Raw genomic sequence first — 21,207 nt, 5'->3', positions numbered from 1 at the left:
CGGGGGCTTGGAAGCGAACGGATCGGACAGGGAGGTCCTGGAGGCCCCCGAGCCCGCGCACCCCGCGAGCGCGAGCGCAGGGACGGCCAGTAAGGGAACGACGAGCACACGGATTCGGCGCAATGCGGCCTCCTCGTCAGGCGCAGCCGGTGTCCTTCCGATGCTGGCACCCGGGCCCGCGCAGCGGCATCCGTAGAACCGCTTACGTATCCCGGCCGTCCGTTGCGGGTACCGGAAGTCCTGGGGGGGAGGGTCACCATGACGGACAGGTTTCCACTGGTCGGCCGGGGGGCCGAACTGGAACGGCTGGAGGCGGTGCTCGACGGGCGCGGAGGCCGGCCGGGCGTCGTCGACCTGACGGGCTCGGCGGGGATCGGCAAGAGCCGGCTGCTGACCGAGTTGTGCGAACGGGCCGCCGACCGCGGGATGGCGGTACTGCGCGGCCGGGCCACCGAGTACGAACGGCACATTCCGTTCCGGCTGTTCACCGACGCCTTCGCCGACCTGGACCCGGAGCTGCTGCACGACCTGGACCCGCAGTCTCCGGCGGCTCCGGTCCTGTACGGGGTCGGGCCGGGCGGGGCGGTCGGGGTGGCCGGGGCCGGGCCCGCGGACCGGTTCGCCGCGCACCGCGCCACCGCCCGGCTGCTCGCCGAGCTGGCCGGGCGCGGCGGGACCGGCCTGCTCATCGCCCTCGACGACCTGCACTGGGCCGACCCCGCCTCGTTGGAGCTCCTCGACCACCTCGTGCGGCATCCGCTGCGCGCGCCCGTCGTGATCATCGTGGCCCGGCGGGACCGGCAGACCTCGCCCTCCCTCACGGCCGCGCTCACCCGGGGCATCGACGCCGGGGCCGTGCTGCGCCTGGACCTCGGGCCCCTCGCCGAGGACACCTGCCGGGAGCACCTCGCCGCCGGGCTGCCGCCCGGCCGGGCCGCCCGGCTGTACGCGGCCAGCGAGGGCAACCCGCTGTACTTCCTGACCCTGCTCCAGGGACAGTCCGCCAGCGCGGTCCCGGCCGGCGGGCTGGCCACCCTGCTCCTCGACGAGCTGAGCCCGCTGACCGCCGCGCAGCGCCGCACCGCCGAGGCGGTCGCCGTCCTCGGCGACCACAGCACGCCGCCGCTGCTGGCCCTGACCGCGGCGGCCCCCGACCTCGCCGGGCTCCACGCGGACCTGAGCGCGCTGGCCCGCCGGGACCTGCTGCGCCCTGGGCCGGGCGGAAGGTGGTCGCTGCGGCATCCGGTGCTGCGGGCCGTGGTCCACGAGAACACCGAACACCACCGGCGCGCCGGGATGCACCGGCGGGCCGCCGCCGCGCTGGCCGGCGCCGGCGCGGCCGCGTCCGTACGGGCGCACCACGTGGAGCGGGCGCTGACCGGCTGGGACCCGGAGCTGGCCGACGTCCTGCTGGAGGCGGCCGGGCAGTCCGAGACCACCGCCCCCGCGAGCAGCGCGCACTGGCTGGGGGTGGTGCTGCGGGTCATGCCCGACACGCCCCCGTACACCGCGCGCCGGCGGGAACTGCTGCTGAAGCGGGCGCGGGCGCTGAGCGTGTGCGGGAAGCTGCGCGAGAGCCGGGACCTGCTGCACGAGGTGATCGCCGCGATACCGGCGGACGGCGGCGGCGCGGGGGCCGGACCCGCCGGCGGGGACGACGGGAACGGCGGGGACGGCCGGGACGGCGCCGTGATGCGGGCGGCCGCGGTCACCCTGTGCGCGTCGATGGAACGGCACCTCGGCCAGTACCGGGCCTCCGTGGCCCTCCTGCGCCGGGAGTTGCGCAGGCGGCCCGCCCCCGGGCCCGCCGAGGCGGTCGCCCTCGGCCTGGAACTGGGCTCCTCCGCACCGCACGCCTCGGCTTACCAGGACGTCCGGGCGGAGCTGCTCCACACGTACGAGCTGGCCCGGACCCTCGGCGACGAGCCGGCCGCCGCGGGCGCGCTGGCGATCTCGGCGCTCGGGGAGGCGTACGACGGGAACCTGCCCGCGGCCCGGGAGTACACCGACCGCGCCGGGGCCTGCGTGGACGCCCTCCCCGACCGCGACCTCGCGGACTCGTGCGAGCCGCTGGCCCGGCTCGGCTGGGCCGAGTTCTACCTGGAACGGTACGAGGACGCCGAGCGGCACGCCGACCGGGGCGTGGCCATCGCCCGGCGGCGCGGGCCGCTGCACCTGCTGCCCCACCTGCTGCTGTGCAAGGCGATCGTCCACACGCACTCCTGCCGGCTGGGCTCGGCCCTGGACCTGGTGGACGAGGCCGAGAGCATCGCCCGCGGCATCGGCAGTGACGAGTTGGTGGCACTGGTCCTGGCGAACAAGGCCCAGGTGCTGATCGCCGCGCAGCCGCCCGGCGACGGCGTGGCACTGGCCGTCGCCGAGGAGGCGGTCGCCGCGCTCGGACCGCGGACCAGCTGGTGGGCGTCCCTGGCGTGGTGCGTGATGGGCTACGCCGCCCTGCACGCCGGGGACGCGCCGCGCGCCCGGTCGGCGATCCTGCGGGCGGGCGGGCCGGACCAGGCGGGGCTGCAGCCGTCGATGCGGCCGCTGTTCCTGGAGGTCCTGGTCACCGCGGCCGTGGTCACCGGCGATCTGGCCGACGCCGAGCAGTGGGCGCGGCGGGCCCGCCGCGAGGCGGAGCACCTGGGCCTGCCCGTCCAACGGGCGTCGGCCCTGCGGAGCGAGGGCCAGGTGCTGGCCGCGCAGGGGGCTGCGGCCGCGGCGGCCCGGCGGTACGCACTGGCCGCGGAGGAGGCCGCCCGCTCCGGCGCGGCCCTGTGGGAGGCCCAGTCCCTGCTCCTGGGCGCGTCCCTGACGGCCGAGTCGGGCAGGGCCGACGCGGCGGAACGCATGTGGCAGCGCGGCCACCGCCTGGCCGAATGGGGCGGCGCCAAGCTCCTGACGGACCTGGCGGACCTGTTACGACCGGCGCGGCAGACCGCGCCGCTGGCGCCGGCCACCCCCGGCCTGCCGAGGACATCGGGCCTACCTGGCCTGACACGACGGGAACAGGAGATCGCGTCCCTGGTGGCCGAGGGCCTCACCACCCCTGCCATCGCGGCGCGCCTGTACCTCAGCCCGCGCACGGTGGACACCCACCTCTCCCACATCTTCCGCAAGACGGGCGTCACGAGCCGCTCGGCCCTCGCCGCCCTCACGGCCCGCACCACAAGCACTGTCAGAGGCAGCACCTAACGTGGAGCACCTCGGGCTCGACCGACCCGAGGATTCCAAGGGGGAGAAATGCAGCACACGTTGACGGGCCGCAAGGCCTTTGCGGCGGCGGCGCTGGCCTCGGCACTGGCGTTGACCGCCGGAACGGGCCAGGCCTCGGCACAGGACGAGCTCATCGGCTACCCGGGCCCCGACGGGCTGATCTGGGTGCAGGAGCAGAGGGGTTCCGGCGGCTTCGTCTCGGGCGGCCTCGCCGCCTGGCTGGACACGTACACCACGTTCGCCTGTGAGGGCGGCGGCAGCATCGAGGTGGCCTTCCGCCTCGATGAGCACCCGGACCGCGACCCGGCCCCCTTCACGCTGGCCTGCCCGGTCGGTGACCCGGCCCGCGTCACGGTCCCCCTCGGCACCGGCCTCCACGGCGGCTTCCAGGCCGCGGTGACGGCCTCGTCCCCGTCCACGCGCTGGGGCGCAACGGTGGTCCAGCCGGAGTAGGGGAGGCGCGGCGCAGTCTCCAGCGGCGGCGGCCGGGACCTGGCGGTCCCGGGGCATGAGGGTGCCGCGGGGCGGAGCACGGGGGCGGCTGCTCTGACGAGGGCCGCTCCTGCCCCTCGTGCCACGCGCCACGGCGCCCGCCGTCCCTGGTCGGGGAAGGTGGCGGGCGCCGTGTCGAGTTCCGTACGCCGTTGTACGGCCCGTGTGAGGGGCCTCCCGCGTCAGCGGGAGGGGGTTACTGCAGGGAGGTCCGCGGTCAGACCGCCAGGGCGCGGTCCGTCGGCTTCACCGGGTACGGGAGGGTGCTGCTGCCCGTCAGGTAGCGGTCCACGCCGCGGGCCGCGGAGCGGCCCTCGGCGATGGCCCACACGATGAGGGACTGGCCGCGGCCGGCGTCGCCGGCGACGAAGACGCCGTCGACGTTGGTGGCGTAGGCGGCGTCGCGGGCGACGTTGCCCCGCTCGTCCAGCGCGAGGCCGAACTGCTCGACCAGGCCGTTGGACCGGTCGGTGCCGGTGAAGCCCATGGCGAGGGTGACGAGCTGGGCGGGGATGCGGCGCTCGGTGCCCTGGCGCTGGACCAGCTTGCCGTCGACGAAGTCGACCTCGACCAGGTGGAGGGCCTGGACGTTGCCGTCCTCGTCGCCTTCGAAGTGGGTGGTGGAGACCGAGTAGACCCGCTCGCCGCCCTCCTCGTGGGCCGAGGTGACCTTGTAGAGCATGGGGAAGGTCGGCCACGGCTGGGAGACCGCGTTCCGCTCCTCGTTGGGGCGGGGCATGATCTCCAGCTGGGTGACCGAGAGGGCGCCCTGGCGGTGGGCGGTGCCGACGCAGTCGGCGCCGGTGTCGCCGCCGCCGATCACGACGACGTGCTTGCCCTCGGCCGTGATGGGCGGGGCGACGAAGTCGCCCTCCTGGACCTTGTTGGCGAGCGGCAGGTACTCCATGGCGAAGTGGACGCCGTTCAGCTCCCGGCCCGGGACCGGCAGGTCGCGGGAGACGGTGGCGCCGGCGGCGATGACGACGGCGTCGAACCGCTTGCGCAGGTCGGTGGCGGTGATGTCGCGGCCGACCTCGATGCCGGTGCGGAACTTGGTGCCCTCCGCGCGCATCTGCTCGATGCGGCGGTTGATGTGCACCTTCTCCATCTTGAACTCGGGGATGCCGTAGCGCAGCAGGCCGCCGATGCGGTCGGCGCGCTCGTACACGACGACGGTGTGGCCGGCGCGGGTCAGCTGCTGGGCCGCGGCGAGGCCGGCCGGGCCGGAGCCGATGACCGCGGCGGTCTTGCCGGAGAGGCGTTCGGGGGCCTGCGGGGCGACGCCGCCGTTGTCCCACGCCTTGTCGATGATGGAGACCTCGACGTTCTTGATGGTGACGGCCGGCTGGTTGATGCCGAGCACGCACGCCGACTCGCACGGGGCGGGGCACAGGCGGCCCGTGAACTCCGGGAAGTTGTTGGTGGCGTGCAGGCGCTCCGACGCGGCCGCCCAGTCCTCGCGGTAGGCGTAGTCGTTCCACTCGGGGATCAGGTTCCCCAGCGGGCAGCCGTTGTGGCAGAACGGGATGCCGCAGTCCATGCAGCGGCCGGCCTGCTCGCTGATGATGGGGAGCAGGGAGCCGCGGACGTAGACCTCGTTCCAGTCCTTGAGCCGCTCCTCCACCGGGCGGGAGCAGGCGGTCTGGCGGGTGGTGGTGAGGAAGCCCTTCGGGTCAGCCATGGGTCGCCGCCTCCATCATCTTCTCGGTGGTCTCGGACTCCGAGAGTCCGGCCCGCTCAGCGGCGTCCTTGGCGGCGAGCACTGCCTTGTACGTGGTCGGGATGATCTTGCTGAAGCGGGCCGCCGAGGCGGGCCAGTCAGCGAGGAGCTTCGCGGCGACGGTCGAGCCGGTCTCCTCCTCGTGGCGGCGCACCACATCGTGCAGCCACTGCTCGTCCTCGTCGGAGAGGGCTTCGACGGCCCCCGCGTTGCCGGCGTTGACCTGGTGGGGGTCGAGGTCGATGACGTACGCGACGCCGCCGGACATGCCGGCCGCGAAGTTGCGGCCGGTCTCGCCGAGGACGACGGCGGTGCCGCCGGTCATGTACTCGCAGCCGTGGTCGCCCACGCCTTCCGAGACGACCAGGGCGCCGGAGTTGCGGACGCAGAACCGTTCGCCGGTGCGGCCGCGCAGGAACATCTCGCCGCCGGTGGCGCCGTAGCCGATGGTGTTGCCGGCGATGGTGCTGTATTCGGCGAGGTGGTCGGCGGCGCGGTCCGGGCGGACGACGATGCGGCCGCCGGAGAGGCCCTTGCCGACGTAGTCGTTGGCGTCGCCTTCGAGGCGGAGGGTGATGCCCTTCGGCAGGAAGGCGCCGAAGGACTGGCCGGCGGAGCCGGTGAAGGTGAGGTCGATGGTGTCGGCGGGCAGGCCCGCGCCGCCGAACTTCTTGGTGACCTCGTGGCCGAGCATGGTGCCGACGGTGCGGTTGATGTTGCGGATGGCGACCTGGGCGCGGACGGGCTGGGCCTCCTCGGCGGTGGCCGCGTTCAGGGCGTCGGCGGCGAGCTCGATGAGCTCGTTGTCGAGGGCCTTCTCCAGGCCGTGGTCCTGCGGGACCAGGGCGTGGCGGACGGCACCCTCGGGCAGGTCCGGCACGTGGAAGAGCGGCTCCAGGTCCAGGCCCTGCGCCTTCCAGTGGGTGACGGCCTCGGTGGTGTCGAGCAGTTCGGCGCGGCCGACGGCCTCCTCGATGGAGCGGAAGCCCAGCTCGGCGAGGAGCTCGCGGACCTCTTCGGCGATGAACTCGAAGAAGTTGACGACGAATTCGGGCTTGCCGGAGAAGCGGTCGCGCAGGACCGGGTTCTGGGTGGCGATGCCGACCGGGCAGGTGTCGAGGTGGCAGACGCGCATCATGACGCAGCCGGAGACGACGAGCGGGGCGGTGGCGAAGCCGAACTCCTCGGCGCCCAGCAGGGCGGCGATGACGACGTCGCGGCCGGTCTTGAGCTGGCCGTCGGTCTGGACGACGATCCGGTCGCGCAGCCCGTTGAGCAGCAGGGTCTGCTGGGTTTCGGCGAGGCCGAGCTCCCAGGGGCCGCCCGCGTGCTTGAGCGAGGTGAGCGGGGAGGCGCCGGTGCCGCCGTCGTGGCCGGAGATGAGGACGACGTCCGCGTGGGCCTTGGAGACGCCCGCGGCGACCGTTCCGACGCCGACCTCGGAGACCAGCTTCACGTGGACGCGGGCGGCCGGGTTGGCGTTCTTCAGGTCGTGGATGAGCTGGGCGAGGTCCTCGATGGAGTAGATGTCGTGGTGCGGCGGCGGGGAGATCAGGCCGACGCCCGGGGTGGAGTGCCGGGTCCTGGCGACCCACGGGTACACCTTGTGGCCGGGCAGCTGGCCGCCCTCGCCGGGCTTGGCGCCCTGGGCCATCTTGATCTGGATGTCGTCCGCGTTGACCAGGTACTCGCTGGTGACGCCGAAGCGGCCGGAGGCGACCTGCTTGATCGACGAGCGGCGCGCCGGGTCGTAGAGGCGGTCCGGGTCCTCGCCGCCCTCGCCGGTGTTGGACTTGCCGCCCAGCTGGTTCATGGCGATGGCGAGGGTCTCGTGCGCCTCCTTGGAGATGGAGCCGTACGACATGGCGCCGGTGGAGAAGCGCTTGACGATCTCGGAGACGGGCTCGACCTCGTCCACGGGGATGGCCGGGCGGTCGGACTTGAAGCCGAACAGGCCGCGGAGCGTCATCAGGCGCTCGGACTGCTCGTTCACCCGGTCCGTGTACTTCTTGAAGATGTCGTACCGGCGGTTGCGGGTGGCGTGCTGGAGACGGAAGACCGTCTCCGGGTCGAACAGGTGCGGCTCGCCCTCGCGGCGCCACTGGTACTCGCCGCCGATCTCCAGCGCGCGGTGCGCGGGGGCGATCCCGGAGGCCGGGTAGGCCTTGGCGTGGCGGGCGGCGACCTCCTTGGCGATGACGTCGAGGCCGGCGCCGCCGATCTTGGTGGCGGTGCCCTGGAAGTACGTCTCGACGAACTGCTCGTCGAGGCCGACGGCCTCGAAGACCTGGGCGCCGCGGTAGGAGGCGACGGTGGAGATGCCCATCTTGGACATGACCTTCAGGACGCCCTTGCCGAGGGCGTAGATCAGGTTCCGGATGGCCTTCTCGGGCTCGATGCCCTCGATGAAGGTGCCGTCGCGCAGCAGGTCCTCGACGGACTCCATGGCGAGGTACGGGTTGACGGCGGCGGCGCCGTAGCCGATGAGCAGGGCGACGTGGTGGACCTCGCGGACGTCGCCGGCCTCGACGAGCAGGCCGACCTGGGTGCGCTGCTTGGTGGCGATGAGGTGGTGGTGGACTGCGGCGGTCAGCAGCAGCGACGGGATCGGCGCGTGCTCGGCGTCCGAGTGGCGGTCCGACAGGACGATCAGGCGGGCGCCGTTCGCGATGGCCGCGTCGGCCTCGGCGCGGATCTCGGCGATGCGGGCGGCGAGCGCGTCGGCGCCGCCGGAGACCCGGTAGAGGCCGGAGAGGGTGGCCGCCTTCATGCCGGGCATGTCGCCGTCGGCGTTGATGTGGATGAGCTTGGCCAGCTCGTCGTTGTCGATCACCGGGAAGGGGAGCGTGACGCTGCGGCAGGACGCGGCGGTGGGCTCCAGCAGGTTGCCCTGCGGGCCGAGCGAGGACACGAGCGAGGTGACGAGCTCCTCGCGGATGGCGTCCAGCGGCGGGTTGGTGACCTGCGCGAAGAGCTGGGTGAAGTAGTCGAAGAGGAGCCGGGGCCGCTCGGAGAGCGCGGCGATCGGGGAGTCGGTGCCCATGGAGCCGATCGGCTCGGCTCCGGCGCGGGCCATCGGGGCGAGGATGACGCGGAGCTCTTCCTCGGTGTAGCCGAAGGTCTGCTGGCGGCGGGTGACCGAGGCGTGGGTGTGGACGACGTGCTCGCGCTCGGGCAGGTCGGTGAGTTCGATCTCGCCGGACTCCAGCCATTCGGCGTACGGGGCGGCGGCGGCCAGCTCGGCCTTGATCTCGTCGTCCTCGATGATCCGGTTCTGGGCGGTGTCGACGAGGAACATCCTGCCGGGCTGGAGGCGGCCCTTGCGGACGACCTTGGCGGGGTCGATGTCGAGGACGCCGACCTCGGAGGAGAGCACGACGAGGCCCTCGTCGGTGACCCAGTAGCGGCCGGGGCGCAGACCGTTGCGGTCGAGGACCGCGCCGACCTGCGTGCCGTCGGTGAAGGTGACGCAGGCCGGGCCGTCCCAGGGCTCCATCATCGTGGAGTGGTACTGGTAGAAGGCGCGCCGGGCCGGGTCCATGGAGGTGTGGTTCTCCCAGGCCTCCGGGATCATCATCAGCACGGCGTGGGGCAGCGAGCGGCCGCCGAGGTGCAGGAGCTCCAGGACCTCGTCGAAGGAGGCGGAGTCGGAGGCGTCCGGGGTGCAGATGGGGAAGATCCGGTCGAGTGCGCCCTGGCCGAAGGCCTCGGTGGCGAGCTGGGACTCGCGGGCCCGCATCCAGTTCCGGTTGCCCTTGACCGTGTTGATCTCGCCGTTGTGGGCGACGAACCGGTACGGGTGTGCGAGCGGCCAGGACGGAAACGTGTTGGTGGAGAACCGGGAGTGGACCAGGGCGAGCGCCGAGGCGAAGCGGCGGTCGGAGAGGTCCGGGAAGAAGGGCTCCAGCTGGCCGGTGGTCAGCATGCCCTTGTAGACGATGGTGCGGGCGGACAGCGAGGGGAAGTAGACCCCGGCCTCGCGTTCGGCGCGCTTGCGCAGCACGAAGGCCTTGCGGTCCAGGGCGATCCCGGTGGTCTCGCCGTCGGTGACGAAGAGCTGCGAGAAGGCCGGCATGGTGGCGCGGGCGCCGTTGCCGAGCAGGTCGGGGGTGACCGGGACCTCGCGCCAGCCGAGGACGGTGAGGCCCTCCTCGGCGGCGACGGCCTCGATCTGTTCCACGGCGACGGCCCGTGCGGCGGCGTCGGCGGGGAGGAAGGCGATGCCGACGGCGTACGCGCCGGCGGCGGGGAGCGGGAATCCGGCGGCCTCGCGCAGGAAGGCGTCCGGGACCTGGCAGAGGATGCCGGCTCCGTCGCCGGAATCCGGCTCGGAGCCGGTGGCGCCGCGGTGCTCGAGGTTCCGCAGTACGGTCAGCGCTTGTTCGACCAGCGCGTGGCCGGCCTCGCCGCTGAGGTTGGCCACGAAGCCGACGCCGCAGGCGTCGTGCTCGTTGCGCGGGTCGTACATGCCCTGTCGGGCGGGGCGACCGTCCATGTGCGACCAGGCGGCGCTGCTGGGGCCGGTCGCGGAGTGCGTGGATGCGGAACGCATCGGCTCTCCCGTCGTCGTCGTGGCATTGGTGCATAGCCGAGGGACGACGTTGGCCCTCTGCGAAATTTCGTGCAGGTTACATGATGGCCGGTATCCCGGGAAGCGGATATCAGCGTTTCACCATGCGGACACCGCACGGGGCAGAGATGGTGTGCTCAAGGGTCTGGCACGGGGTGTGGCGTTGCAGGTCAGAGTGGATCGCGGCGTGTGCCGCGGCACGACGCTGGGCGGGGGTCCGGCGCAGGTTCATGGGCATCGTTGCCCTGCGCGCCCTGCTCTGTGATGCCCGGCGGACACGGACTTGAAACCGCAGGGTAACGGACTACTTATGTTGCGCTCTGCATAGTGTCTCATTGGTTGTGCGGTCAGCCTATGGCTGCGCCGATCCAGGTTCCCAGGATGTACGTCACACCCGCGGCCGCGCCACCCAGCAGGAGCTGCCGCAGGCCGCTGTACCACCAGGACCGGGCGGTGACCTTGGAGACGACGGCCCCGCAGGCGAAGAGTCCGACCAGGGCGAGCAGCACCGCGGGCCACAGGGCGGTGGCTCCGAGCAGGTAGGGCAGGACGGGCAGCAGTGCGCCCAGCGCGAAGGAGCCGAACGAGGAGGCCGCGGCGACCAGCGGCGACGGCAGGTCGTCGGGGTCGATCCCGAGCTCCTCGCGGGCGTGGATCTCCAGGGCCTGCTCGGGGTCGCGGGACAGCTGCACGGCGACCTCGCGGGCGAGGGCGGGGGTGACGCCGCGCGAGACGTAGAGCTCGGCCAGCTCTTCCATCTCGTCGACGGGGTGCTTGCGCAACTGCTGCCGCTCGACGTCGAGTTCGGCGAGGACCAGCTCGCGCTGCGAGGCGACCGAGGTGTACTCGCCGGCGGCCATCGAGAAGGCGCCGGCCGCGAGACCGGCCAGTCCGGTGATGACGACGGTGTGCGGGGCGACGGCGCCGCCGGCCACGCCGGTCATCAGGGCGAGGTTGGAGACGAGGCCGTCCATGGCACCGAACACGGCCGGCCGCAGCCAGCCGCCGTTGACGTCCCGGTGGGTGTGGTTGTCCCGGTGGGCCGTGTGCAGCGGTGCTTCTATGTCGATGATGGACATGCGACGTGTCTCCCCTTTTGTCCGTACGGTGGGCGCACGGGAGCCCTGGCACGCTCCGCCCCCTCAACACCTCGAAACTACGCACGATTTCTGTGGCCCGCCAGCAAGGAAGGCCGTACTTACCTGGGCATTTGGTGGTCGGCGACCGGGTGACGACGGCGCGGGCGGGGTGTTTCGCGACGACCGACAAACCGTATGTCGTGACACAAATCCCCCTAGGGGTCACGACGGGCCCCGTCCAGCCCCCTCGGATGGAGAGGCGCGCGCCATGGAGCTCACCGCTGCACGCACTCCGGGCGGTCCCTGCCCCCCACAGGTCCTCCTCGCACGGTCCAGGGGCGCCCTCCTGGGCCTCGCGGTGGGCGATGCGCTGGGCGCCCCGGCGGAGAACATGAAACCGTCGCAGATCCGGGCGCAGTGGGGGCGGATCGAGGGCTTCGTCACCGGGGACCCGACCGGCACCGACGACACGGAATACGCGATCTTCTCGGGGCTGTTGCTCGCCCGCCACGGCTCGGCGCTGACCGTCGCGCACGTGGAACGCGCCTGGCACCACTGGATCGCCGACCTGGACGAGGGGCCGTTCCGCGGGGCGGGGTTCTCCGAGCGGGGCACGCTGGAGAACCTGCGCCGCGGACTCGCGGCGCCCATCTCGGCGCAGCACCGGCACGCCTGGTCGGACGGGCTGGCGATGCGGGCGGCGCCGTTCGGGGTGTTCGCGGCGGGCCGGCCCGCCGAGGCCGCCCGGCTCGTCGCGATCGACGGCACCGTCAGCCACGACGGGGAGGGCATCTACGGCGGCCAGGCCGTCGCCGCGGGCGTCGCGGCGGCGATGGCCGGGGCCGGGCCCGCGTCGGTGGTCTCCGCCGCCCTGTCGGTCATCCCGTCGGACTCCTGGACCGCCCGCTCCCTGCGGCGGGCCGTGACCGCCGCCCCGCGCGGCGAACGGGCCGTCCGCTCCGCGGTGGTCATCGGCGGCTACCCGTGGACCGACCTCGCCCCGGAGGCCGTCGGCCTGGCCTTCGGGGCGTTCGCCGCCTGCCGTGGGGACTTCGCCGAATCGGTGCTCACCGCGGTGAACATGGGCCGCGACGCGGACACCACGGCGGCCGTGGCGGGCGCCCTCGCCGGGGCGCTGGGCGGCGTCGACGCCATCCCCGAGGCGTGGGCGTCGGCGATCGGGCCGGTACGCGGCCGGTGCCTGCCGTCGATGCGCGGCTACCGCGTCGTGGACGTCGCCGACCTCCTCACCCCGGAATCCGAGACCCCCCGATGACCCCACCGCAGGCCCCCGACCCGGCGCCCCACGCTCCCACCCCGGCCCGGCCCGGGGCCGCACGTCCCCCGGCCCCCGCCCCGGCCGCCCCGGCCGCCCCGGTCCTCGCCCGCGGCGACGGCCTCGCCCCGCAACCGGACGAGCGGCCGGGCGCGACCGCGGTGTGGCCCCCGCCCCGCCGCCCCGACGCCGACGGCCCGCCCGCGGCGCTGCCGGGCGACACGGGCGGGGCCGTGCCGCGCAGCGGCCCCGGGGTCCCGCCGAGCGGCCTTTCCACGCCGGTGCCGCGCCGCGTGCCCGGCGCTGCGGCGGGCGGCGGCCCCGGAGCCATGGCGGGCGACAAGCCCGGGACCGTGACGGGCGGCGGGCCCGGGACCGTGGCCGGCGGCGGGCCCGAAGCCATGGCGGGCGACAAGCCCGCGACGGTGGCCGGCGGCGGCCCCGGGACCGTGACGGGCGGCAGGCCCGCGACCGTGGCCCGTGGCGGGCCCGCGACCGGCTCACAGGGCGGGCCCGGGGCCAGGGCCGCCTGCACACCCGCAGCCGTCGCGCACGGCGGGCTCGGGGTCGCCGCCGGGGATGTGGCCGGATGGACGGGGGCGGGCAGCGGGCTCGGGGTCGCGGCCGGCAGCCGGGCCCCGGCGGGCAGCGCGCCCGCGGCCGGACCGGGCGCCGGCCTCGGCGGTGGCGCGGGTTGCGGCGGGGAGGCGCGGCGGGGGCGGATCGAAGGGCTGCTGCTCGGGCTCGCGGCCGGGGACGCCGCCGGGTGGCCGGCCGCTCGGCACCGGGCCAGCCGGATGCCCGAGTGGACCCGCCGGCTCACCCGTGAGCTGGACACGTTCGCCGAGCAGAACGCCACCACCACCCTCCCCGTCCCCATCGCCCTGAACCAGCCACCGGAGCCCCTGCTGCTCGGCCCGTCCGACGACGCCGAGTGGGCGGCCTTCGCCGCCGAGTCCGTGCTCACCGCCGCCGAGGGCCTGCTCAGCGACCTCAGCCGGTCCCGCCGGATGCGGGCCGCGATCGACCTCGCCTGGAACGCCCTGGCCAGCGAGATCGCCGCCGCCGCGGACCGCGCCCCCGAGGTCGAGTCCGCCGTGCTGCCGCTGCGCGCCCGGATCTCGGTACGGGCCGGCCTCGGCAACCTCGCCGCCGGGCTGCGTCCGCCCGCCACCGGCCATGACAACCCGCACTACTTCGACGACGCCGCGTGCGTCCGCGCCTGCGTCCTCGCCGCCGTCCACCCCGGCGACCCGGCCGCGGCCGCCGACCTCGCCGAGTTCGACGCCCGCTACACGCAGGACGGGGACGGCGTCCACGGCGCGCGGGCCATGGCCGCCGCCGTCGCCGCGGCCCTCGCCGGCGCGGACCCCGACACCGCCGTCGAGGCCGCCCTCGCCCAGCTCCCCGAGGCCACGGAGATCGGCCGCAACGCCCGCCACGCCGTCAAGCTCGCCCGTACCCACACGGAGGGCGGCGGCGCCTTCGCCATCGTCCCCACCCTCGAACACGAGATCGTCGACCACGTCTACAGCTACGGCATCGCCGCCGCCGAGACCGTCCCGGTCGCCCTCGCCCTGGCCACTGCCTCCCGCGGCCGTGTGATCGACGCCGTGCCCGCCGCGGCCTGCCTGTCCCGGGTCGCGGACTCCGCCCCGGCCCTCGCCGGCGCGCTCACCGGCGCCCTCGGCGGCGGCGACTCCGTCCCCGCCGCCTGGCGCGAGGCCTGCCGGATCCTCTCCGGCTGCGCCCTGCCCCGCCTCGCCGGCACCGACCTCGTCGAACTCGCCGCGCTGCTCGCTCGCACGGAACTCACCTCACCCAAGGGATGATTCGGACATGACGCTCACTCTGGAGGACCGGGCGGCCGGCTGCCTCGTCGGGGCCGCCGTCGGCGACGCCCTCGGCGGCCCGGTGGAGGGCTGGTCCCCGGACCAGATCGCGCAGCGCCACGGCGGCCGCGTCCACGGCATCGTCGGCCCCTGGTACGAGGACTGGCGCACCGCCCGCCCCATCGCCCCGTACCACAAGGGCGACGGCCGCGTCACCGACGACACCCTCATGACGCACGCCCTGGTCCGGGTCTACGAGGCCGTACGGGACCACCTGGACGCGTACGCGGTCGCCGAGCACCTGGTCCCCGACCTGATGACCCGGCCGCGGTGGATCCCGGAGCTGGAGGCCGAGGCCCTCCCCCTCCAGCGGGTCTTCCTCGCCGAGAAGTGGATCGTGGCCCGTCTGCACTACGGGCACGCCGACCCGCGCGAGGCCGGCACCGGGAACATCGTCAACTGCGGTGCGGCGATGTACGCGGCGCCGGTCGGCATCGTCAACGCCGGCAATCCGGCGGGCGCGTACGCGGAGGCGCTGGACATCGCGGGCGCCCACCAGTCCTCGTACGGGCGGGAGGCCGCCGGGGTCCTCGCGGCGGCCGTCGCCGCCGCGTGCGCGCCGGGGGCGACGGTGTCGTCGGTGGTGGACGCCGCGCTCGCCCTGGCCAAGGACGGTACGCGGGCCGCGATCGAGGCGGTCTGCGAAGTGGCCGGGCGCCACCGGGACTTCGAGTCGGCGCTGGGGCCGCTGCGGGCGGCGGTGGCCCCCTACGACTCGGTCGGACCGGACTACCGCGCGCCGTCGCTGGCCGCCCGGCGGCCGTCCCGGGTGCACTCGATCGAGGAGCTGCCGGTCGCGCTCGGCATGCTCGTCGTGGCGGGCGGCGCGTACGAGGACGCCGTGCTCGGCGCGGTCAACTACGGGCGGGACTGCGACTCCACCGCCACCATGGCGGGGGCGGTCGCCGGGGCGCTGTCGGGCGGGGCCGCGGTGCCGGCGGGCTGGGCCAAGCAGGTCGCGGAGGCCAGCCGGCTCGACCTGCACGCGCCGGCGGCGGCGCTGGCGGCGGTGGCCCGGGAGGTCTTCGCCCTGGACCGGTCGCGGCGCCGCGCCCACGAGGCGGCCTTCGCGACGATCGCGGGCCTGTGAGGGGCGCGCCGGGCGGCGGGCTGCGGCTGACCTGGGTGCAGCCGGAGGACCTCGTCGGCCACGAGCTGCGGCAGGCCGCGCAGGACGGGCGGGACGCGGAGCCGCTGCTGCGCCGCTGGCTGGCGGCGGGCGGCCGTCCGGCCCCCGCCCGGGCCGGCGCCTCGGCCGACCCGGCCCCGCCGGAACTCCGGGACCTGGCCGTCCGGCTCCTGGCCGAACTGGCCGCCCTCCCCCGCCCCTCCTCCCCCGCCGGGCCCGGGGCCGTGCCGACCGGACCCGCCACCGCCCCGTCAGCCGGGCGCACCGGGGCGCAGAGCGCCGGGGCCCGGAGTGGTGGGGGGCCGGGCGGTGGGTTGGTGGGGCGGCTGGAGGCGGCCTGGACGGGGCGGGCCGTGGGGTGCGTGCTCGGGAAGCCGGTGGAGAAGCTGCCGCTGGAGGGGATCAGGGCGCTGGCCCGGGCGGCTGGGAACTGGCCGCTGGACGACTGGTTCACCGCCCGCGGCGTGCCGCCCGACCTGCTGGCCGCGTACCCGTGGAACCGCCGCTCCGCCGCCACCTCCCTCGCCGAGAACATCGACGGCGCGCCCGAGGACGACGACCTCGACTACCCGCTGCTGAACCTGCTGCTCGTGCGGCGCCACGGCCGCCGCTTCACCACCGCCGACGTCGGCCGGCTGTGGCTCGACGAGCTCCCCGCCGGCCGGACCTTCACCGCCGAGCGCATCGCCTACCGGAACCTGCTGCTCGGGCTGGAGCCCCCGGCGACCGCCACCCACCACAACCCCTTCCGGGAGTGGATCGGCGCCCTCATCCGCGCCGACGTCCACGGCTGGACCAACCCCGGCGACCCGTGGGCCGCCGCCGAGCAGGCCGGCCGGGACGCCGCGCTCAGCCACACCGGCAACGGCCTGTACGCCGCCCGGTTCGCCGCGGCGGCCATCGCGGAGGCGGCGTCCGGCCGGGCCGACGTGCACGGCGCGCTGCGGGCCGGGCTGGCCGTCGTACCACCCGGCGCGCGCCTCGCCGAGGCCGTCCGCCACGCGATCCGGGCGGCGCGAGAGGAACGGGACTTCGACCGCGTCGTGGACCGGCTGCACGCCCGCTACGGTCACTACCACTGGGTCCACTCCGTCCCCAACACCGCGCTCGTCGCCGCTGCCCTGACCCACGCGGACGGTGACTTCACCCGTTCGGTCTGCCGTGCCGTCTCAGGCGGCTGGGACACCGACTCCAACGGGGCGACCGCCGGCTCGATCGCCGCCCTGGTGGCCGGCCGGGTCCCGGACCGCTGGGCCGCGCCCCTGAGGAACCGCCTGGCGACCACCGTCGCCGGCTTCGACGGCATCGGCTTCGACACCCTCGCCCAGCTCACCGCACAGGAGGCAGCACGCTCATGACGGCCATCGCCGTGCTCGGCAGTACGAACATGGACCTCGTCGCCTACGTCCCCAAGGCCCCCCGGCTCGGGGAGACCGTCACCGGCCGCGCGTTCCGCACCGTCCCCGGCGGCAAGGGCGCCAACCAGGCCGTCGCCGCCGCCCGGTGCGGGGCGGAGGTGGTGATGATCGGCGCGGTCGGCGCCGACGAGTTCGGCGTACGGCTGCGCTCCGCGCTCACCTCGGCCGGGGTCGACACGGCGGGCCTGCGGACCGTGGAGGGCGCCAGCGGCACCGCGCACATCACCGTCGACGACGAGGGCGGCAACAGCATCATCGTCATCCCCGGCGCCAACGCCCGGGTGACGGACCTGGAGGCGGGCGACGAGGCGCGGATCGCCGCCGCCGGGGCGCTGCTGCTCCAGCTGGAGGTGCCGCTGTCCGCGGTGCGGGCGGCCGCCCGCACGGCCCGCGCGCACGGCGTGCGGACGGTGCTGACGCCGGCGCCGGCGCAGCCGCTGCCGGCGGAGCTGTTGTCCTCGGTGGACCTGCTGGTGCCCAACGAGCACGAGGTGGCGGCGCTGACCGGCCTGACGGACCCCCGCCAGGCGGCCGCGGCACTGCTGGAGCGGGTTCCGGAGGTGGTGGTCACGCTGGGCGCGGCGGGCGCGCTGTACGCGGTGCGGGGGCGGGAGCCGTACGTGGTGCCCGCGCCCCGGGTGCGGGCGGTGGACTCCACGGCGGCCGGGGACACGTTCGTCGGGGCGCTGGCGGTGGCGCTGGGCGAGGGCCGGCCGGTACGGGAGGCACTGGCGTGGGCGGCGACGGCGGCGTCCCTGTCGGTGCAGCGGCCGGGGGCCCAGGACTCGATGCCGGCGCGGGCCGAGACGGACGCGGCCTTCACCGCCGGCGCCCGGTCATGACCCCGACCGCGCCGGACACCGAGCTGCCCGACCCGGGTACCGAGCCGCCCGACCCGGACACCGGCGCCGGGGCCGCGGGCGGGGCCGGACCGCTCGCCGGGCTGCGCGTGCTCGACCTCGCCACGTTGTTCGCCGGGCCCCTCGCCGCCACGCTGCTCGGCGACTTCGGGGCCGAGGTGGTCAAGGTCGAGCATCCGGGCCGCCCCGACCCTTCCCGCGGGCACGGCCCCGCCAAGGACGGGATCGGCCTGTGGTGGAAGCTGCTGGGCCGGAACAAGCGGACGATGACCCTCGACCTGTCCGCCCCCGGCGGCCGGGACACCCTGCTGCGGCTGGCCGCCACCGCCGACGTGGTCGTCGAGAACTTCCGCCCCGGAACCCTGGAGCGGTGGGGCCTCGGCTGGGACGAGCTGTCCGCCGCCAACCCGCGGCTGGTCCTCGCCCGGGTCACGGCCTTCGGCCAGCAGGGCCCGTACGCGCGCCGCCCCGGATTCGGCACCCTCGCGGAGGCCATGAGCGGTTTCGCCGCGATCACCGGGGAGCCGGACGGCCCGCCGACCCTGCCGCCGTTCGGGCTGGCCGATTCGATCGCCGCGCTGACCTGCGCGTACGCGGTGATGACGGCGCTCGCCGGCCGGGACCGCACCGGCCGCGGGCAGGTCGTGGACCTGGCGATCATCGAGCCGATCCTGACCGTGTTGGGCCCGCACCCGCTCTGGTACGACCAGCTCGGCTACGTCCAGCCGCGCACCGGGAACCGCTCCGTCAACAACGCCCCCCGCAACACCTACCGCAGCGCAGACGGCCGCTGGCTGGCGGTCTCCACCTCGGCGCAGTCCGTGGCGGAACGGGTGCTGCGCCTGGTCGGCCGGCCCGAGCTGGCGGCCGAGCCGTGGTTCGCGTCCGGCTCCGACCGGGCCGCCCACGCGCCCGTGCTCGACGCGGCGGTCGGCGACTGGATCGCCCGCCACAAGGCCGACGACGTGGTCGCCGCCTTCGAGGAGGCGGAGGCGGCGATCGCCCGGGTGTACGACGTACGGGACGTCCTGGCCGATCCGCAGTTCGCGGCCCTGGACTCCGTCACGGAGGTCGAGGACCCGGAGCTCGGCCCGCTCCGGATGCAGAACGTCCTCTTCCGTCTGTCCGAGACCCCCGGCGGGATCCGCTGGGCGGGCCGCCCGCACGGCGCGGACACCGACGCCGTCCTCACCGAGCTCGGCCTGACCGGGGCCGAGATCAGCGCGCTCCGGATGGAGGGGGCCCTATGATCCTGACCTGGCTCTACGTACCCGGCGACCGCGCGGGGGTGGTCGCGAAGGCCCTGCACTCGGGGGCCGACGCCGTCATCGTCGACCTGGAGGACGCGGTGTCGGCCTCCCGCAAGGAGTACGCCCGCGCCGCCACCGCGGAGCTGCTCGCCGAGCGGCCCCCGGTCGCCGTCCACGTCCGCGTCAACGCCCTCGACTCCCCCTGGGGCGGAGCCGACCTGGCCGCGCTGACCGGGCTGCGCGGCCTGTCCGGGCTGCGGCTGCCGAAGGTCACCGCCCCGCAGCAGGTCGCCCAGGCCGCGGACCGCACCGGCGGACTGGCCCTGCACGCCCTGCTGGAATCGGCGCTGGCGGTGGAGCGTGCGTACGACATCGCCCGCGCGCACCCCGCCCTGCGCGGGCTGTCCCTGGGGGAGGCCGATCTCTGCGCCGACCTGGGCATCTGCGGGGAGGCGGGGCTGGACTGGCCGCGTTCGCGGGTGGTGGTGGCCGCCCGGGCGGCCGGGCTGGCGCCGCCCGCCCAGTCGGTGTTCCCCGACATCCGGGACATGGAGGCGCTCGCCGCGTCCTGCGCCCGGGGGCGGGCGCTGGGCTTCCTGGGCCGGGCGGCGATCCACCCGCGGCAGCTGCCGGTGATCGAGCGGGCCTACCTGCCCGCCCCGGAGGAGGTCAGCGCCGCCGAGGAGATCGTCGCGGCGGCGCGGCGCAGCCCCGGGGCGGTGGCCCTGCCCGACGGCCGGTTCGTGGACCCGGCGGTGCTGGCGGGTGCGGAGCGGGTGGTCGCGCTGTCCCGCCGCGAGTCGCCGGCCTACTCCTGAGCCGTCCGCCCCGGCGGCCGGCCGGTCCTCGGGCGGCGGGCTGCCGGGCCGCGTCCCGGGATCTCAGGCGTTGAGGGGCGACCAGAGCCACTGGCCGCCGACGCGGACGTACAGCCGCTTGTTCGTCGAGTCGACGGCCATGGTGCCGTCCACGGGCTGCCGGGTGAACGAGGCGTCGGTGACCGGGCCGGGGACCAGTCGCAGCGGCGGGTTGGCCGCGTTCCTGGTGGGGACGGTGCCGCCGGACTGCCCGCCCTTGGTGCCGTAGCTGTTCTCCACCCGGAAGTCGCCGGTGCTCGACTGTTCGTAGTAGACGTGCGGGCCGGCGGGTGCGGTCTCGTACAGGCCGACGACGTTGCGGAGGACGGCGGTGGAGCCGGGGCCGGAGTAAAGGGCGACTCCCGCGTTGACGGTGGGCTTGCCGCCGTTGGCGATGACCACGTTCTCCAGGGCGCTGGCGGCGGCCGCCCAGGCAATGACGTTCTGCGCGGTGGCGGGGGCTCCGGGGGCGAAGTCGCCGGCGTAGCAGTAGATGTTGGTGGCGTAGACGTGCCGGCAGCCGGCGTCGGTCTTCAGATGGGGGCCGCCCTGCATGCGGGAGGTCTCGAACTTGCAGTCCGTGAGGTAGATCCCGTTGGGGTTGTTGGTGGTGACGGCGCCCTGGCCGATCCACAGCGCTCCGGTGCCGAAGGCTTCCAGGCGGCAGCCGACGAAGTGGATCTGGTTGACGTTGTCCTCGCTGTGGCCCCAGGTGCCCTTGGCGGCGGAGGAGGCGTTGCGCAGCCAGACGTTGGGCTGCGTGGTGCTGCCGGCGGGGCCGGTGCACTCCTCGATGACGAGGTTGTAGAAGCGGGAGTCCCAGAATTCCACGGCGTCGATGCACATGTCGTTGTTGGCCGACATGAAGAGGTCGCGGAAGTAGGAGTTGTTGTTGTAGTAGAGCTCCAGCAGCAGGCCGGTCTTGCGGTTGCCGTTGAAGCCCAGGTTCTCGATGGAGCAGTAGCGGCGGTGCGTGGCGCCGGTGGAGTAGGCGGGGCCGGTGCCCGACATCTTCAGCAGGGTGCAGTCGGCGCCCTTGAGCAGTGTGGAGGTCTTCGCGCCGGAGCCGGTCAGGCGGATCCCGTCGCCGTCGACGCTGAGGGCCGCGGTCTTCCCGGCGGCGGGCCGCACCAGGTAGGTCCCGGCGGGGAAGTGGACGGTGCCGCCGCCGGCGGTGCGGGCGGCGTCGAGGGCCCGCTGGATGGCGGGCGTGTCGTCGGTGGCGCCGTCGCCGACGGCGCCGTACGCCTTGACGTCGAACCAGTCCGGAACGGATGCCGCGGCGGCCGGCGCGGCTGCGGATATGGAGGCCGCGCCGGCCAGTCCGGCGACGGCTCCGGCCCCGGTGAGCAGCACCCTGCGGCGCTCGGTCATGTCGTCCAGCCCCTCACGTTGTGGATCTTCGGGGGTGATCATGCCAAACGGGGGTACGGCGAGAGGGGCGCCAC

13 protein-coding genes are annotated in these 21,207 nt (G+C 74.9%); 9 read left to right on the top strand and 4 right to left on the bottom strand.

Annotated features, from left to right (window positions below; all coding sequences use genetic code 11):
- Positions 1-258: 258 nt before the first annotated feature.
- The gene (locus ACSHWO_RS25105) at positions 259-3,195 is read left to right on the top strand and encodes a helix-turn-helix transcriptional regulator (protein ID WP_438315107.1); all 2,937 of its coding nucleotides are present in this window, start codon (positions 259-261) and stop codon (positions 3,193-3,195) included.
- A 48-nt stretch (positions 3,196-3,243) separates the two neighbouring features.
- Positions 3,244-3,669: a hypothetical protein gene (locus tag ACSHWO_RS25100; RefSeq protein ID WP_385806268.1), complete on the top strand. Its 426-nt coding sequence runs from the start codon at positions 3,244-3,246 to the stop codon at positions 3,667-3,669.
- Positions 3,670-3,925: 256 nt separating this feature from the next.
- On the opposite strand, the gene ACSHWO_RS25095 is transcribed toward ACSHWO_RS25100, so the two are convergent.
- The 3 genes from ACSHWO_RS25095 to ACSHWO_RS25085 form a co-directional block, all read right to left on the bottom strand.
- Positions 3,926-5,389 (bottom strand): glutamate synthase subunit beta, encoded by a 1,464-nt coding sequence (locus ACSHWO_RS25095; RefSeq protein ID WP_438315104.1) that lies wholly within the window; start codon positions 5,387-5,389, stop codon positions 3,926-3,928.
- Positions 5,382-9,923 (bottom strand): glutamate synthase large subunit, encoded by a 4,542-nt coding sequence (gltB, locus tag ACSHWO_RS25090; RefSeq protein ID WP_438319267.1) that lies wholly within the window; start codon positions 9,921-9,923, stop codon positions 5,382-5,384. The genes ACSHWO_RS25095 and gltB overlap by 8 nt, the downstream gene beginning before the upstream one ends.
- Before the next feature lie 422 nt (positions 9,924-10,345).
- Positions 10,346-11,077, bottom strand: a complete 732-nt coding sequence (locus ACSHWO_RS25085; protein WP_361088084.1) for a VIT1/CCC1 transporter family protein — start codon at positions 11,075-11,077, stop codon at positions 10,346-10,348.
- 268 nt (positions 11,078-11,345) lie between these two features.
- Between ACSHWO_RS25085 and ACSHWO_RS25080 the strand changes: the two genes are divergently transcribed.
- The 7 genes from ACSHWO_RS25080 to ACSHWO_RS25050 are packed head-to-tail and all read left to right on the top strand — an operon-like array spanning position 11,346 to position 19,720.
- Positions 11,346-12,353: an ADP-ribosylglycohydrolase family protein gene (locus ACSHWO_RS25080; RefSeq protein WP_438315099.1), complete on the top strand. Its 1,008-nt coding sequence runs from the start codon at positions 11,346-11,348 to the stop codon at positions 12,351-12,353.
- Positions 12,350-14,185, top strand: a complete 1,836-nt coding sequence (locus ACSHWO_RS25075) for an ADP-ribosylglycohydrolase family protein (RefSeq protein ID WP_438315097.1) — start codon at positions 12,350-12,352, stop codon at positions 14,183-14,185. Before ACSHWO_RS25080 ends, ACSHWO_RS25075 begins: the two co-directional genes overlap by 4 nt.
- Before the next feature lie 7 nt (positions 14,186-14,192).
- Entirely contained in the window at positions 14,193-15,335 is a 1,143-nt protein-coding gene (locus ACSHWO_RS25070; protein WP_438315094.1) for an ADP-ribosylglycohydrolase family protein, read from the top strand.
- Positions 15,332-16,732, top strand: a complete 1,401-nt coding sequence (locus tag ACSHWO_RS25065; protein ID WP_438315091.1) for an ADP-ribosylglycohydrolase family protein — start codon at positions 15,332-15,334, stop codon at positions 16,730-16,732. Before ACSHWO_RS25070 ends, ACSHWO_RS25065 begins: the two co-directional genes overlap by 4 nt.
- Entirely contained in the window at positions 16,729-17,634 is a 906-nt protein-coding gene (rbsK, locus tag ACSHWO_RS25060) for a ribokinase (protein ID WP_438315088.1), read from the top strand. The genes ACSHWO_RS25065 and rbsK overlap by 4 nt, the downstream gene beginning before the upstream one ends.
- Complete coding sequence (locus tag ACSHWO_RS25055) at positions 17,631-18,902, top strand: CaiB/BaiF CoA transferase family protein (RefSeq protein ID WP_438315085.1); 1,272 nt, start codon at positions 17,631-17,633, stop codon at positions 18,900-18,902. Before rbsK ends, ACSHWO_RS25055 begins: the two co-directional genes overlap by 4 nt.
- Entirely contained in the window at positions 18,899-19,720 is an 822-nt protein-coding gene (locus ACSHWO_RS25050; protein ID WP_438315082.1) for an HpcH/HpaI aldolase/citrate lyase family protein, read from the top strand. Before ACSHWO_RS25055 ends, ACSHWO_RS25050 begins: the two co-directional genes overlap by 4 nt.
- 63 nt (positions 19,721-19,783) lie before the next feature.
- Here the strand turns inward: ACSHWO_RS25050 and ACSHWO_RS25045 are convergent, their stop codons facing one another.
- Positions 19,784-21,175 (bottom strand): glycosyl hydrolase family 28-related protein, encoded by a 1,392-nt coding sequence (locus tag ACSHWO_RS25045; RefSeq protein WP_438315079.1) that lies wholly within the window; start codon positions 21,173-21,175, stop codon positions 19,784-19,786.
- Positions 21,176-21,207 lie beyond the last annotated feature (32 nt).

The organism is Streptomyces pallidus (ex Mingjun et al. 2026) (genome assembly GCF_051550185.1).
Lineage (GTDB): Bacteria > Actinomycetota > Actinomycetes > Streptomycetales > Streptomycetaceae > Streptomyces.
The sequence above is the reverse complement of the archived record's forward strand: the minus strand, read 5'-3'. Positions and strand labels throughout refer to the sequence as shown.